Here is a 15,351-nt window from a genome sequence, read left to right as displayed (position 1 = left end):
ATATGAAATTGTCTTATCAAACATTCAAAATAAATTTTTATTTAAGTTTAATTCTAATTGTTTTAGTTTCTTGTAATAATGAAAATCAAACAATGAAAGAAGAGAAAGAAACACATTCAGAATCTGAGCATTCTAAAAGTAATAAGGAAGAAGAATCTTCTACAGTGACAACTTTAACGAATGAACAGATAAAGGAAGTCGGTATTTCTTTTGGAAAAATTGAAGATAGAGATTTAACAGCGACCATAAAAGCAAATGGTACGCTTCGAGTTCCAAATAATTCTAAAGCAAATGCAACATCGTTATACGGAGGTGTAATAAAAACGTTACGAGTACAATTGGGAGATTATGTGAAAAAAGGGCAAGTAATTGCTACAATAGAAAATCCTCAGTTTATTCAGTTACAAGATGAGTATTTAATGATTGATAGTAGAATAAAGCTAGCAGAACAAGAGTCTCAACGTCAAAGAATTTTAAATGAAGGCGGGGCAGGAGCATTAAAGAATTTACAATCTGCAACAACAGATTTATCTACATTACGAACACGAAAAGCATCGTTGCATAAACAAATACAATTAATGGGAATTAATCCGAATAATGTAAAAACGTCTAACATGAGAACTGGACTTGCTGTTTTAAGTCCTATTAGTGGAACTGTAAGTAATGAGTTTGCTAAAATAGGTACGTATGTTGATGTTTCTTCTCCAGTATTAGAAATAGTAAATAACAGTTTATTGCATTTAGATTTACAAATTTTTGAAAAGGATCTTCCTTTTATTAAAGTTGGGCAAATGGTAAATTTTACAATTACAAATAACCCAAATACCATTTATTCGGCAAAAGTTTTTAATATAGGTTCTTCTTTCGAAGACGAGAGTAAAACCATTGCAATACATTGTACAGTAATAGGAAATAAGACGGGTTTAATAGACGGAATGAATATTACAGGAACAATTAGTATTGATAATGTTTTAACTCCGACTGTTACTGACCAAGCCATTGTTGAGGCAGATGGTAAGTATTATATTTTTATAATAAAAGATAAAGCTAAAAATGAATTTGAGAAAGTTGAGATTACTAAAAATGCTTCAAATCTTGGATATACAGCAATAACGACGACAAAAAATATTCCTAAAAACATAGAAATTGTTACAAAAGGAGCCTTTTTTATCAATGCTAAATTAGAGAATAAAGGAGGTCATGAGCATTAAGTTTATTGTACAGTTTATAACGTATAGAGTAAAATGTATAAAGTAGAAATTAAATTTTACTAAAAATAAAAAGACGAAGATATTCTTCGTCTTTTTTTATATGTTATACTATTTTGAAATCTTACTTATTATCCAACTGAATTTTTTGTTGACTCTGTTGTAATTGATATAATTCGATAATATCTTCTATAGGATAATTAAACCAATCAATCTGTTTTTTTACTTTAGAATTTTTATCCAAATACAAATAGGTTGTAAATTTCATTGAGGGATATTTTACACCATTGTACGTATATGCAGAAAATTCTCCATTAGCAATAATCATAGAATCGTTGCTAAATAACTCTTTCACATTTAATAATTGATTGTTATCATATAACAATGTCTGATCGCTCCAACGAACAATATCATTCAATAAATAACGAGGGTCTACTTTAGAAGCACCAGAATACTGTGCTACATTTTCGTAAACTAAACTATCATTGTAAAAAGATAACATTTTGTTGTAATCTTTTCTAGCCGAATAAACTTCGAAAAAGCGTTTTCCTAAATCTTCATTTTTAGATGATGAGGTAGAATTACAACTAATAATTGTTGCTAAAATGAATGTTGCTAAAATATGTTTTATAGTCATTATTCCGAAGTTCTTGTTAAATAATTTTCTCCATTGTCATCAGCTAAGCCATCTTCATTTAAAATCATAATTTCTGAATTATCTGACCAACGGAAAAACTGAAAAGGTAAATGATGTTTTTCAACTTTTATTTCCATTAAAGAACCATCGTCCTTTTTGAACAAATCGCCTTTATATGTCTCATTTTTATAATCAATCGTAAACTTATCATTCGCTAATTTTAGCGTCACTTTATCTCCATTATATTTTCCTTCAAAAGTTCCTTTATAAACAAGAGCTTCGTTTGTGAAAACAGAATTTTTTTCGAGAGATACAACATCTTCGTGCGTTAAGTTATCAGAACTTCTGTCTACAGAATTGACTTCTTTTTTACATGAGAAAATAAAAATTGTAGAAATAGCAATTAAAAAACAAAATTTATTCATTGACAGTTATATTTATTTTTTTACAAATTGCTCTACGTCTTTTCTAGAAACAGGATTTTCTCCTAAAATAAGTAAACGCTCAACAACATTACGTAATTCGCGTATATTTCCAGTCCAATCTAATTCCTTTAAAGCTTCGTAAGCAGAATTATCAAATGTTTTCTGACTCGTTGTTTCCGAAACAAAATGCTCAACTAAAGAAGGAATATCATCTTTTCTATCATTAAGAGCAGGAACATTAACAATAATAACTGCTAAACGATGGTATAAATCTTCTCTAAAATTACCTTCATCTATTTCTTTACGTAAGTCCTTATTTGTAGCAGCAATAACTCTTACATTAACATTAATTTCTTTTTCAGATCCAACAGGAGAAACTTTTCCTTCTTGCAACGCACGTAATACTTTTGCTTGTGCAGAAAGACTCATATCTCCAATCTCATCTAAAAAGATTGTTCCATCATTCGCTAATTCAAATTTTCCTTGTTTGTCTTTAACAGCTCCTGTAAAAGAACCTTTTACGTGTCCAAACAATTCACTTTCTATTAACTCTGCCGGAATTGCAGCACAGTTAACCTCTACCAAAGGTTTTATGTTACGACTACTTTGATCATGTAAATGATGTGCTACTAATTCTTTCCCTGTTCCATTTGGACCAAGAATAAGAACACGAGCATCTGTATCTGCAACTTTATCAATTATTTGTTTAACTTCTAAAATAGCAGGAGCATCTCCAATCATTTCATATTTCTTTTCAACTTTCTTTTTAAGCGCTTTATTTTCTTTTTTAAGCTCTCTATTAGTAGAAATTAATGTTTTTCTATCTAAAGCATTACGAACAGTTGTTAATAGTTTATTTAAATCTGGTGGCTTAGAAATAAAATCATATGCACCTTTTTTAATGGCATCTACAGCTAAGTCCACATCACCGTGTCCCGTTATCATTACAATAGTTAATTCGGGATTATATTCTATCGCCTCAGATAAAACTTCCATTCCATCTTTTTGAGGCATTTTTATATCACTAATGATTAAATCGTATTCTTTTTCTTTAATTTTTTGCAATCCGATAGCTCCGTTTTCAGCTTCATCAACATTCCATTTCGGATTTTCGTCCATTAGAATGCTTTTTAAAACATTACGTATAGCCTGTTCATCTTCGATTAATAAGATATTTGACATCGTGTAGACCGTTTTATTTGTATAAATTATAATAGATTCAAAGATAATTGAAATTATTATTTTGAATCTATTAATAATGAGTTTTTAAGTGATATTTTATGAAGTTTTAATTTTCTTAGCATTCTCTAACCCTAATTCTTTTATTGAAACTTCTCTCATTTCTACTTTTCTTATTTTTCCAGAGATTGTCATAGGAAATTCATTAACAAATTTCCAATATTTTGGTCTTTTAAAATGCGCAATAGATAAACAATATTCTTTTAACTCATCTTCGTTAACTTTTATACCATCTTTAATTTTTACCCAAGCCATAACTTCTTCACCATATTTTACACTTGGAACACCAATTATTTGTACATCAGAAATAGCGTCATGTTCATATAAAAAATCTTCTATCTCTTTAGGAGAAATATTTTCTCCACCTCTAATAATAATATCTTTTATTCTACCAGTAATATTAATATATCCATCAACATCCATAGTAGCTAAATCTCCAGTATGTAACCAATTGTTATCATCAATTACTTGTGCTGTTGCTTCGGGATTATTCCAATATTTTTGCATAACAGAATAACCTCGTGTACAAAATTCACCAGCAATTCCTTTTGGTAAAATCTCTCCTGTTGCTGGATCAATTATTTTTATTTCTAAATGATCTTGAACAGTTCCTACTGTAGAAACCTGTTTTTCTAAAGGAGTTCCAATAATTGTTTGTGTAGAAACAGGCGAAGTTTCTGTCATTCCATAACAAATAGAAACCTCTTTCATATTCATTTTAGATTGAACTTTTTTCATGATTTCAATAGGGCATGGAGAACCAGCCATTACACCAGTTCTTAGAGATGATAAATCAAAACGATCAAAATTTGGTAATTCTAACTCCGCAATAAACATTGTTGGAACACCGTAAAGAGAAGTACATTTTTCTATTTCTACTGCTGATAGAGTTTTAGCAGGATCAAAACTATCTGATGGAATAACCATACAAGCTCCATGAGAAGTACATGCTAAATTACCGATAACCATTCCGAAACAATGATAAAAAGGCACAGGAATACACACACGATCTAAATGAGAATAATTTAATCTTATTCCAATAAAGAAACCATTATTTAATAAATTATGATGCGTTAATGTTACACCTTTAGGAAAACCTGTTGTTCCAGAAGTATATTGAATATTTACTGCATCATCAAACTGAACTGATTGTTCTAATTTATGAATTTCAGATGTTGGTGTTTCTTCTCCTTTTAAAAGAAAATGATCCCAATCTTCTTCAAAAATAATAATGTGTTCTAAAAGTTTTGCATTAGGCTTTACATTCGTCAACATTTCTTTATATTGACTTGTTTTAAAACGAATAGAAGCAAAGACAGCTGATATTTCAGCTTGATTAAGAACAAATTCTAATTCATTTTGTCTATATGCTGGATTTAAATTCACTAATATAATTCCTATTCGAGCTGTTGCATATTGTAAAAGAACCCATTCGGCTCTATTAGGAGCCCAAATACCAACACGATCTCCTTTTTTAATTCCGATAGCTATTAAAGATTTAGCAATTTGTTCTGTTTGAGAAAAGAATTCTGTATAAGTCGCACGATAATTCTGATCTACGCAAACTAAGGCTTCTTGCTGTGGAAATCTTGCAACTGTGTTTCTTAAATTTTCACCTATAGTTTCACCTAAAAGTGGGTATTTAGATGCTCCACTTGAATAAGATAAGTTCGTTATCATTTATTATTTTTTATTTATTGAAAAACCTGCTTTCTATTCATTTATTATAAAATGTGCACAGGTATGTTTAAGAATCAAACTTAGAAATCATTTTTTGATTAATATAAATCTACAGCAAGTGTTTTTACTTTTATGAAAGAACTTTATTAAAATGAATGTTTTTAAAAAAAACTCAAAATGAAATAGCGTAAATTTTAACAAATACTTAAAACAAGTGCATGATATAAAGTAGTAATTTCATTTAAAATCTAACGAATGAAATCAACAGATCACATTAATTATATTTCAATTTACGATAAGATTGAAGTTGAAGATGCTCTTTTTAGTAGAATAGAAGCAATAAAAAAAACATTAACCATTGTAACTGAATTGGATAAATGGAATTTTGCTTATGCAGAAGGAAAATGGACAATAAAAGAAGTTGTGCAGCATTGTATAGATTGCGAACGTATTTTCTCTTTTAGAGCACAACATATTGCAAGAGAGGATAATCAGAATTTAAACTTTTTTGATCAAAATGAATATGCTGTTAAATCTAATGCGAACGCTAGAGAAGTAAAAGACTTAATAGAAGAGTGGGATCATTTAATGCGATCTACACATTATCAGTTTTTATCTTATAATGATGAAACATTAGCAAGAATAGGAAAAATTGGAGATTACGAATATTCTGTGGAACAGTTAGGTTATATAATTGCCGGTCATGCAATTCATCATATGAATATTATAAATGAGCGTTACATATAAGAGCTATTAGATACTAGATGTTAGTAGTGAGATTGCTGTTTAATTTTCTTCTAAGTCTCGATACCATTTTTCTTTATTCTATTATGAAAAATCACTTGGACAGACAGAAAATTTTACCTTTCTAATTATTTCTAATCCGTCATTTCGAGTGAAATTCGTTTAGAATTTTGTATTGAGAAATAAGTAAGGATTAATTAATTTTCTTGTCTAAGTTCTCGATACAATTTTTCTTTATTTCATTTCGAAAAACCACTCGAACAGACAGAAAATAGTTTTTTTTGATTATTTCTAATCCATCATTTCGAGTGAAATTCATTTAGAATTTTGTATCGAGAAATAAGTAAGAATTAATTTATTTTCTAGTCTAAGTTCTCGATACAATTTTTCTTTATTTCATTTCGAAAAACCACTCGAACAGACAGAAAATAGTTTTTTTTGATTATTTCTAATCCGTCATTTCGAGTGAAATTCGTTTAGAATTTTGTATCGAGAAATAAGTAAGGATTAATTTATTTTCTAGTCTAAGTTCTCGATACCATTTTTCTTTATTCTATTATGAAAAATCACTTGGACAGACAGAAAATTTTATCTTTCTAACTTCTAACTTCTAACTTCTAACTTCTAACTTCTAACTTCTAACTTTTAGTATAATAATTCCAAACTGCTTTTGTGATGTCAGCAATAATTTTTTCAGTATCCTCAAAAGATTCTGTGATTTCTTTTAAATAGACAGAAAGAATAACATGTTTTCCATTTGGAAGTTTAAAGATTCCGATATCATTCATTGCTACTCTCAAATTTTCCTCATTGGTTCCAGACATTCCTGTTCTATGAGCTAATTCGGTATTTTTTGGTAATCCAGCCTTCATCCATGTAATTCCACGTGAAGTTTCAATCATTACTTGATATAGATACTCAGTTGTGTTTTTCTTTAGAATTTTATTTTTATAAAATTTTTCTAATAATTCTGTAGAAGCGAGTGGAGTAGTTGTATTCTTATATAAATTCTCCCAATGTGACATTTGCTGTTCATTAACTTTAATGGTAAAATCTTTAATACCTTTTTCATTAATAAATTTTTGTACAACATCAGTTCCTCCAATAATATTTAACAATATATCACAACCATTGTTATCACTATGAGAAACTGTATAACGGATTAATTCATCAAGAGTTAGATAAATTTCTCCATTAGGAAACTTCTCTTGTATAGGACTCCAAGTATCTGCGTGTAAATCTGCTTTTTTAATGAAGAATTTTTGATTTAATTTAAGTTTACCTTTATCAACTTCATTAAGAACAGTTAAAGCAATATGAAATTTAAAAACGCTCATCAAAGGTGCAGATAAGTTTCCATTTATACTAAGTGTATCATTGGTTTCTATTTCTTTTATAGAGATTCCTACAGTTGCATTTTTAGAAGAGATAATTTGCTGTAAATCTTCTTTTAAATTATTAATTGTTTGAGATTTTACTGCAAATGATAATAGAAATAAAAAGATAAATATTGAACGGTTTCTCATAAGAATAAATATAATAATCTAAATTAAACAATTAAATTGACTCTGCTATTTTTAATAATTCGTTTGTAGTCTTATAATTACGAGTTGTAGCGACAGTTTTTAATTTATTTTCTAAAAAATTGTTGTTCAATTTTGTTTTGCCATAACCATCTGGACAATAAACGTAAGCAACCTTATTGGTAATTGATATTTCTTCGCCTATAGCTTTTTTATCTTCAATAATTTCAATGTTTTGCATATCTGGCTGATTATTAAAAAATGTAAAATGAATAAAACTTGTTTCTTTATCAGTAGAAAATGGATTTTGAGAAATGATTTCTCTTAGGTCATCAATTCTTAAGACTAAGACAGGAACTTTTAAACTGAACGTTTTTTCGATTTGTATTGATATTAATTCTCTTATTTGATTCTTATTTTTTATTTCAGAAGTAAAAATTACATTACCGCTCTGAATATAAGTTGTAATATGATTAAAATCTAAAAACTCAAATAGGTTTTTTAAATCTATCATTTTAATGCAATTTTTTCCACTTACATTAATACCTCTAAGAATTGCAATATAAATATCCATATATCTATTTTTATTAATAATAAAACCTCGTAATGAAATTACTTACGAGGTTTATTTGTTAATGTATGTTGTATTAATTTACTTCTTTTATAGGTTGCGAATTAGATCTCTGCGGATTAGGAGGTCCAACCTGTTGTTCCTCTTGCTTTATAGGTTGCGAATTAGATCTTTGTGGATTAGGAGGACCAACTTGTTGTTCTTCTAGCTTTATAGGTTGTGAGTTAGATCTCTGCGGATTAGGAGGACCAACTTGTTGTTCCTCTTGTTTTATAGGTTGTGAGTTAGACCTTTGTGGATTAGGAGGTCCAACTTGTTGTATTTCTTGATTTACAGGTTGCGAATTAACTTCTTGATTATTAATTGTATTATCAACTTTTGGTTTTTTTAATTTATCAATTAATCTTTTAGCTTGTTTAGCTTCATCTGTTTTATCATAAGCTGTTACCACTATTTCTAATGCTTGTTTAAAATCAGCATCATTTCCTGTTTGTTTTATTGCATAAGCATTTAATAGCGCAAATTTTGCAATAATTATTTCGGTAGGAAACTTTGTAATAGCTTCTTGAACTTTAGTTTTTACTTCGTCGTATTTTCCTTCTTTGTATAAATTATATGCTATAATATATGCATCAGAAGCTTCTTTTGTTTCTGCTGTAATAAACTCAACCTCTGGGTTTAATATATATCCAGCATAAATTGTATTAGGATAATGAGTTAGAATATCTTGCTTATATTGTTCTTCTAATTTTTGATCACGATTTTTGTAAATTCTATACAACTGATAAGTTGCTTGTAATTTAATATCCTCGGATTTTGGTGGAGAAGCAACTAATGCCTTTAATTCTTTTCCAGCTAATTCACTATTCTCAAAAATATCAAAATAACCAACCCCAAGAGCTAACTGAGTTGTATCTCGTTGAACTTTTAAATCGTTTAATTCTTTTACAGAAGTAGGTATTTGTTCTAAATAATAATCAATTTCAAAACGACGTGGATTACCTGCACTTATTTGTCCAGTTAATTGTGCTTGTTTATCTTCTATAGTTGTATTAATAGCATTAGAATTTCTCCAATTATCTTTTAAAGAAACACCTCCCCAAACACGTCTAAATTCTTGTTGTCCAGATGTTTTTAAATTCTGATTATAAAAGTAAAATTTTGTTTTATCATTATCTCCAAAACTAGAAGTAAAACTAGCTGTTTTAGTTTCTAACTGGAAAGTTTCCATTTCCCTTTTCTCTTCTTCAATCTGTTTTTCTTCTTTTTTTCTTAATTTATCAATTATATCAGTAAAAAAGACAGATTGTTGCTCTTTAGGCAAAGAAGCTAATTTTAAGATAGAATCATTTTTCTTAACCAAATAATGTTTCTCCATTAAAGTTTTTAAGGCAGTATTTCTAACGCCAATTCTATCTTGATCTTCTTTTAAAGTATAACTCGTCTGAGCTGAGTCATAATAAGCAGAAGCATAAACATAATCGTTTTGTTTAAACTTAATATTTCCATAATTCTCGTAAGCTAAACCACGAATATGAGGATCAGAAACAGGTTCTTTTAAACTTAATTTCGCATACTCAATTGCTTCGTCTAATTTATCAGCACGGTAAGCCATTTCGGAAATACCATAATAAAATTCGTTCTTTTTAGAAGAGTAAATCCCCTTTTTAGAAACATCTAATAAATTTTCTTTGTAATTAGAGTAATTATTTACTTTAGGATCAAAGTTAGCAGCGATTGCTAATTGAGATTTAATTTCTAAATCGAAACCAGGTTTCATTTTATATACTTGTAGAAAAGCTTCACCTGCCTCTTGTTGTTTTCCTAATTTAGAAAAAACTTGTCCCATTACATAGAATAAGCGAACGCGTTCTTCTTTATTTCTTGAAAAATATTCTGCTTTTTGTAAAGGATCTAATGCTTCTTCGTACTTTTTTTGATCAATTAAAAACTGAGCATACGTACGAGCAATCATCGTTTTTAACTCTTTACTTTTATAAGGGTCTTTTTCGTATAATTCTTGTAATTTTTCTGCACCATCAAAATAATTACCACCTTTTATTTCGGCAATTGTTTTATAAACAGATGCTTCACGTGCATATTTAGAATCTTTAAAGTTTTTTTCAACGTAATTTAAAGCGTCCAAAGATTCAAAATATTTTTGCTGATAGAACAGAGATTTTCCAATGATAAGATAAGCTCTTCCCATCAATTTATTTTTCTCTTCCCCCTTAATCATCATCGAATGTTTTTCGATTGCTTTAGAAGCTTTTGTCTCAACAGCATTAAAACCTGTAGGTTTTTCAACTTTATTTTGATTATTTCTATTTCCACCATTTCCAATTGCTAAACTACCAGCAGAAGGTGAATCATTATAACTAGAAGAGTCTGCAACAGAAAAGTACTCAATTCCTACAGGAAGAATTTTAGCATAATTTTCAGTATAATTTTTTTGAGTTTCTGTATTTTTCTTATTTAGTTCTTCTTCAGCATTAAACATTCCATTAAACCATGCAGTCATTTTGTGATATTGACGGTTTTTAAAACTATTATTTTGTGTAGAACAACCGATAAATAAACTTGCGGTAAATATGCTGAGTACAATCTTTTTCATGCTTTGGTATAAAAACAAATCTACGATAAAACGTTCGATTATTAAAAATCTTGTGTTGGCTAAAAATTTAATTAATTCTTTGCTATTTTATTTATACTTATAATAAATGTTGAAACTATTATGGTAGTTAAAGATTTAGAATTAATTTGTTTACTAGATTTTGTCGAAAAATTGTACATAAACTATTGTTATAATTGAGAATAATCTGTTAAATTCGATAAATAATAATGTTTTAAAAGACAAAGATGAAAGCTTTTTTGGCAAAGTTTTTTGCAAAATATATCGTAAGTAAAGAACAAAAATGGATTAATAATCCACTTGAAATTCAAGATAAAATATTTAAAGAACTAATTGCTTCTGCAAAAGAAACTAAATTTGGTAAAGATCATAATTTTAGTACAATTACTACTTATGAAGATTTCAAGAAACAAGTTCCTGTACGCGATTACGAAGGATTAAAAGATTATTTTGACGCTATTGTAGCAGGTGAAAATGATATTTTATGGCCAGGAAAGCCTCTTTATTTAGCTAAAACTTCTGGAACAACTTCTGGAACAAAATATATTCCACTTACAAAGGAGTCTATTCCAAATCATATCCACTCTGCAAGAAATGCGTTGTTATTTTATATTAACGAAACTCAAAATTCTAGTTTTGTTAATGGTAAAATGATATTCTTACAAGGAAGTCCAACTTTAGAAAGTAAGAACGGATTAAAGTTTGGTCGCCTTTCAGGAATCAGTGCCCATTTTGTTCCTAATTATTTACAAAAAAATAGATTGCCATCACAAGAGACTAACATTATAGAAGATTGGGAAACTAAAATAGATAAAATTGTAGAAGAAACTGTACAAGCAGATATGACTCTTATTTCTGGAATTCCGCCATGGTTAATCATGTACTTTGAAAGATTAATTAAAGTTTCTGGAAAAGATAATATTCAGTCTATTTTTAAGAATTTTCAGTTAATGGTAACTGGAGGTGTAAATTATGAACCTTATCGTGAAAAAATTAATCAATTAGTTGGTAAAAAGGTAGATTGTATACAAACTTATCCAGCATCGGAAGGCTTTATAGCTTATCAAAATTCTCAGAAAGAGGATGATCTTTTACTATTATTAAACAACGGGATGTTTTATGAATTTATTCCTGTAGAAGAATTCTTTGATGAAGAACCTACACGAATTTCAATAACAGATGTTGAAATAGGAAAAGATTATGTGATTATTTTAAATACGAATGCTGGTTTATGGGGATATAATATTGGAGATACAGTAAGATTTACATCTAAAAAACCATATAAAATTGTAGTTTCAGGAAGAATTAAACATTATACTTCAGCATTTGGAGAACATGTAATTGGACATGAAGTTGAACAAGCTCTACAAAAAACAATAGAAAAATATCCTGCGACGATAAATGAATTTACTGTATCGCCTCAAGTTAATCCAGCCGATGGATTACCATTTCATGAATGGTTAGTTGAGTTTGATACAAAGCCAAATAATCTTATTGAATTTAATGCTGAATTAGATAAACAAATGAGACAACAAAATAGTTACTATAATGATTTAATTTCTGGAAATATTTTACGTCCACTAATTATTTCTGAAGTTGTAAAAGATGGATTTCAGACTTATATGAAATCTATCGGAAAGCTTGGGGGGCAAAATAAAGTTCCTCGTTTATCAAATAATCGCGAAATTGCAGACATATTTTACCAACTTAATTTAATTTATTCATCAAAAAAGATATAATACTATGATTTACAAAACTGTACAAAGCTCTTTAATTACATTTTCTCAGTTAATGCTTCCATCGCATTCTAATTTTAGTGGAAAAATTCACGGAGGTTTTATTTTATCCTTATTAGACCAAATAGCTTTTGCTTGTGCATCTAAATATTCAGGAAAATATTGTGTAACAGCCTCTGTAGATCGTGTAGATTTTTTATCTCCCGTAGAAGTAGGTGAATTATTGACGCTTAAAGCTTCTGTAAATTATGTAGGAAAAACATCTATTGTTGTAGGAATTAGAGTAGATAGCCAGAACATACAAACGGGTGAAATTAAACATTGTAATTCTTCTTATTTTACAATGATCTGTAAGGAAGAAGACGGACAAAAAGCTGAGGCTCCTAAATTAATTTTAAAAGATTTAGATGAAGTTCGTCGTTTTTACAAAGCAATACATCGTATCGAACAACATAGAAATACAAGTCAACAATTAAGCGATTCTATTGATTATAAATCCGAAGAATTAATTAATTATTTGTTAGAAAAATATAATGTAAAAATTGAAATTGATTTTTAATTTATTTTTTTTGTACTTCTGAGCTTTTCGAAACATTTTATAAAATTCTTTATTATTCTTCGACAAGTTCAGTAGGTCAAAGCTTGACAGACTAGACTTTAAATACTAGTTTCTAGCTTTGTTATTATATTATTTAACCGCAAAGGTCACAAAGATTACGCTGAGAGCGCAAGTAAAAATTCGAAGCCATACTCCTTATAATCTTATAGCTTAAAACTAACTTTTAGCAAGCACAGTTATTCTGAACTTGATTCAGGAACACATCCACTACTCACACAATGTGAAACTGAAATAAATTCAGCTTGACAAGTTGGGTGAATATATAAAATGTTTCGACAAACTCAACATGACAGACTGTAGTAAAAACAAGATTATAATTTAAAATATTACATAATTCTCTTTTTTTAGTCTGAAAAATAGTCTCATTTATAAATGATTACTAATTAATTTAAAATTATTTCTTCTACGAAAATATACCTCATACTAAAGTATAGCTTCAAAATTTAAACATATATGTTTTTATTATACAATGTGTTGCGCTTTTATTTCTCTGTTATTTATTGTTAAATAAAATCTGTATAAGCTATATTTGTAGCACCTATTACCTAACACTATGAAAATAAATATTACTCCAAAATTTTTGGTTGTAGAAAGATATAAAGATGAATTTTTAACAGAAAACATTCATCAATTTATACAACTAATTTCCAAACAAATTATTAAAACTTCTTCCAATATACTTTCTTCAATTAGAGAGGAGAGTTTTCTATTGATTTCATTGTATCATTTTTTAAAAAATAGCATTTATAAATATTAAAATTTATTGCTATATCCCTATGATATAACTAACAGAAATCTAAAATCATTTATAATTAACATTCAATCAAAATAAATTATGAAAACGTCGGTGAATAAATTATTTACGTTATTTCTGCTTTTAGTAGGAATAGTATCTTTTAGCCAAGTAGGAATAGGAACTGAAAAACCTAGAGGAGCTCTAGATATCAATTCTCCTCTAACAAACAATTCGGGATTAGTTTTACCTACTAATCAGTCAACAGATAATATTGTAAATCCTCAAGGAGGTTCTGTTGTAGAAGGGACTATTATATATGATAGTACAGAAAAATGTGTAAAGTATTACAATGGAACAGCATGGTCTAATTGTTTATGTGATTCTTGTAAAGATGAATCTATAGATAACGGTTCATCTGGAATAGTTTTAGATTGTTCTGCTAATGGATTCACAGGAAACTATGTAAAAGGTCAACCTTTAGATCATACGAATACTTTTACTGTTACAGTTACAAATAATACATTAAGTAGAGTAGATCCAATTTCATTTCAACCAAGTGATTTAGTTTTAAGTGGTTCAAGTGGAGGGATTACTGTCATAAATGCTGTTCCACATTCTACATTTATACAACCAGGTCAATCAATGGTTATAACATTCGGGCTTAGTGGAACACCTACAGAAACAGGTAAACTAACAGCTACTTTTTCCAAATTAAGTTTACAATGTACAAACTCTGTAGATGTATATTCTCCTACAAGATTTGGCTATGAGGGTACTCACCTAATAGCTTCACCAGTGTTTCAAAATTCAATTGGTTATAATAGTCAATTAAAAAATGGAGATTATTACGGACCTAATGGAGTATATAAAATGAATAGACCTTTTATTTTTTCTCAATTCTCATTAGATAGTCCATCAGATTTAAAAGAAGAGTTTGATATATTATCTGTATCGGCTAACTCATTTAATAATTTGCCAGCACGCGTACAAAAAATAAAAGATTTTCTTGCGAAAGGAGGAGTTGTAATTATTTGTTTGGAACATACTGGCTATGCTGGCGAAGGTACTCAAGAATATATATTTAATCATTTTGGTAATACAGGTAAAATTGATAGACCTGCTGGTGCTTTTAGAGCAAATGCTTCTAGAACACAAGTGTTTAGTGATGTTTTTGGTAATACGCAAGGAACAATAATAAATGGAACTTCTTTGGCGAAAATTAATCAATCGCAATTAGCTTCTGGGAGCAGAGTATTTGCTACAGTTGGCAATGATGTATTATTATGGACTTCTGAAGGAGAATACGATGGAAAAATTATTTGGTGTACTGATTCTGATATATTTAAAGATTCAAGAGGAGCAATAGATACAGATCAAGAAAAATTTCTACATAATATGATGGCTTATGTACTTAAGAAAGCAGGGATATAATGTGCATTATATCTTTTCATTTATTATTTATAATACAATGATTTCATCTATCTAAAAAGAATTAATAAATTTTTAGAAAATTCAATATATAATATCTGCATTTAACGATGCAGATATTTTTTTTCTTTTATGATTTGTATCATTTAATCGATTTTATTTAGAATAAATAA

General features: G+C 28.6%; 12 protein-coding genes. 5 read left to right on the top strand and 7 right to left on the bottom strand.

What is annotated here, in order from left to right; translation table 11 throughout:
• Positions 1–2: 2 nt before the first annotated feature.
• Positions 3–1,211, top strand: coding sequence for an efflux RND transporter periplasmic adaptor subunit (locus BUA86_RS12135; RefSeq protein ID WP_072933024.1), 1,209 nt, complete (start codon positions 3–5; stop codon positions 1,209–1,211).
• Positions 1,212–1,332: 121 nt separating this feature from the next.
• Here the strand turns inward: BUA86_RS12135 and BUA86_RS12130 are convergent, their stop codons facing one another.
• From BUA86_RS12130 to BUA86_RS12115, 4 genes are all read right to left on the bottom strand, one after another.
• A complete protein-coding gene (locus BUA86_RS12130) occupies positions 1,333–1,845 on the bottom strand; it encodes a hypothetical protein (RefSeq protein WP_072933022.1) in 513 nt (170 codons plus the stop codon).
• The gene (locus tag BUA86_RS12125; RefSeq protein ID WP_072933020.1) at positions 1,845–2,270 is read right to left on the bottom strand and encodes a hypothetical protein; all 426 of its coding nucleotides are present in this window, start codon (positions 2,268–2,270) and stop codon (positions 1,845–1,847) included. Before BUA86_RS12125 ends, BUA86_RS12130 begins: the two co-directional genes overlap by 1 nt.
• A gap of 12 nt (positions 2,271–2,282) precedes the next feature.
• A complete protein-coding gene (locus BUA86_RS12120) occupies positions 2,283–3,452 on the bottom strand; it encodes a sigma-54-dependent transcriptional regulator (RefSeq protein WP_072933018.1) in 1,170 nt (389 codons plus the stop codon).
• Between the two features lie 96 nt (positions 3,453–3,548).
• Positions 3,549–5,189 carry an AMP-binding protein gene (locus BUA86_RS12115; RefSeq protein ID WP_072933017.1) on the bottom strand — a complete coding sequence of 547 codons (1,641 nt, stop codon included), beginning with the start codon at positions 5,187–5,189 and terminating at the stop codon, positions 3,549–3,551.
• A gap of 255 nt (positions 5,190–5,444) precedes the next feature.
• On the opposite strand from BUA86_RS12115, the gene BUA86_RS12110 reads away from it, so the two are divergent.
• Positions 5,445–5,936, top strand: coding sequence for a DinB family protein (locus tag BUA86_RS12110; RefSeq protein WP_072933015.1), 492 nt, complete (start codon positions 5,445–5,447; stop codon positions 5,934–5,936).
• 635 nt (positions 5,937–6,571) lie between these two features.
• Here the strand turns inward: BUA86_RS12110 and bla are convergent.
• The 3 genes from bla to porW all read right to left on the bottom strand — a co-directional run bounded on the left by bla (position 6,572) and on the right by porW (position 10,641).
• A complete protein-coding gene (bla, locus tag BUA86_RS12105; protein ID WP_072933013.1) occupies positions 6,572–7,459 on the bottom strand; it encodes a class A beta-lactamase, subclass A2 in 888 nt (295 codons plus the stop codon).
• Between the two features lie 31 nt (positions 7,460–7,490).
• Complete coding sequence (locus BUA86_RS12100; protein ID WP_072933012.1) at positions 7,491–8,030, bottom strand: DUF1697 domain-containing protein; 540 nt, start codon at positions 8,028–8,030, stop codon at positions 7,491–7,493.
• Between the two features lie 73 nt (positions 8,031–8,103).
• Positions 8,104–10,641 carry a type IX secretion system periplasmic lipoprotein PorW/SprE gene (gene porW / locus BUA86_RS12095; protein ID WP_143147317.1) on the bottom strand — a complete coding sequence of 846 codons (2,538 nt, stop codon included), beginning with the start codon at positions 10,639–10,641 and terminating at the stop codon, positions 8,104–8,106.
• Between the two features lie 245 nt (positions 10,642–10,886).
• Between porW and BUA86_RS12090 the strand changes: the two genes are divergently transcribed.
• The 3 genes from BUA86_RS12090 (at position 10,887) to BUA86_RS12075 (ending at position 15,181) form a co-directional block, all read left to right on the top strand.
• Positions 10,887–12,398: a GH3 auxin-responsive promoter family protein gene (locus tag BUA86_RS12090; protein ID WP_072933008.1), complete on the top strand. Its 1,512-nt coding sequence runs from the start codon at positions 10,887–10,889 to the stop codon at positions 12,396–12,398.
• 4 nt (positions 12,399–12,402) lie between these two features.
• Positions 12,403–12,954 carry an acyl-CoA thioesterase gene (locus BUA86_RS12085; RefSeq protein ID WP_072933006.1) on the top strand — a complete coding sequence of 184 codons (552 nt, stop codon included), beginning with the start codon at positions 12,403–12,405 and terminating at the stop codon, positions 12,952–12,954.
• Positions 12,955–13,849: 895 nt separating this feature from the next.
• Positions 13,850–15,181 carry a hypothetical protein gene (locus BUA86_RS12075; RefSeq protein WP_072933002.1) on the top strand — a complete coding sequence of 444 codons (1,332 nt, stop codon included), beginning with the start codon at positions 13,850–13,852 and terminating at the stop codon, positions 15,179–15,181.
• The last annotated feature ends 170 nt before the right edge of the window (positions 15,182–15,351 follow it).

Source organism: Chishuiella changwenlii (genome assembly GCF_900142565.1).
GTDB lineage: Bacteria > Bacteroidota > Bacteroidia > Flavobacteriales > Weeksellaceae > Empedobacter > Empedobacter changwenlii.
Note: the sequence above shows the minus strand (reverse complement) of the source record. Positions and strands in the feature narration are given on the sequence as shown.

Coding starts and splice junctions, on each gene's coding strand:
- BUA86_RS12125 (WP_072933020.1), bottom strand. CDS start 2,270: ATGAATAAATTTTGTTTTTTAATTGCTATTTCTACAATTTTTATTTTC.
- BUA86_RS12130 (WP_072933022.1), bottom strand. CDS start 1,845: ATGACTATAAAACATATTTTAGCAACATTCATTTTAGCAACAATTATT.
- BUA86_RS12120 (WP_072933018.1), bottom strand. CDS start 3,452: ATGTCAAATATCTTATTAATCGAAGATGAACAGGCTATACGTAATGTT.
- BUA86_RS12110 (WP_072933015.1), top strand. CDS start 5,445: ATGAAATCAACAGATCACATTAATTATATTTCAATTTACGATAAGATT.
- BUA86_RS12115 (WP_072933017.1), bottom strand. CDS start 5,189: ATGATAACGAACTTATCTTATTCAAGTGGAGCATCTAAATACCCACTT.
- bla (WP_072933013.1), bottom strand. CDS start 7,459: ATGAGAAACCGTTCAATATTTATCTTTTTATTTCTATTATCATTTGCA.
- porW (WP_143147317.1), bottom strand. CDS start 10,641: ATGAAAAAGATTGTACTCAGCATATTTACCGCAAGTTTATTTATCGGT.
- BUA86_RS12090 (WP_072933008.1), top strand. CDS start 10,887: ATGAAAGCTTTTTTGGCAAAGTTTTTTGCAAAATATATCGTAAGTAAA.
- BUA86_RS12075 (WP_072933002.1), top strand. CDS start 13,850: ATGAAAACGTCGGTGAATAAATTATTTACGTTATTTCTGCTTTTAGTA.
- BUA86_RS12085 (WP_072933006.1), top strand. CDS start 12,403: ATGATTTACAAAACTGTACAAAGCTCTTTAATTACATTTTCTCAGTTA.
- BUA86_RS12100 (WP_072933012.1), bottom strand. CDS start 8,030: ATGGATATTTATATTGCAATTCTTAGAGGTATTAATGTAAGTGGAAAA.
- BUA86_RS12135 (WP_072933024.1), top strand. CDS start 3: ATGAAATTGTCTTATCAAACATTCAAAATAAATTTTTATTTAAGTTTA.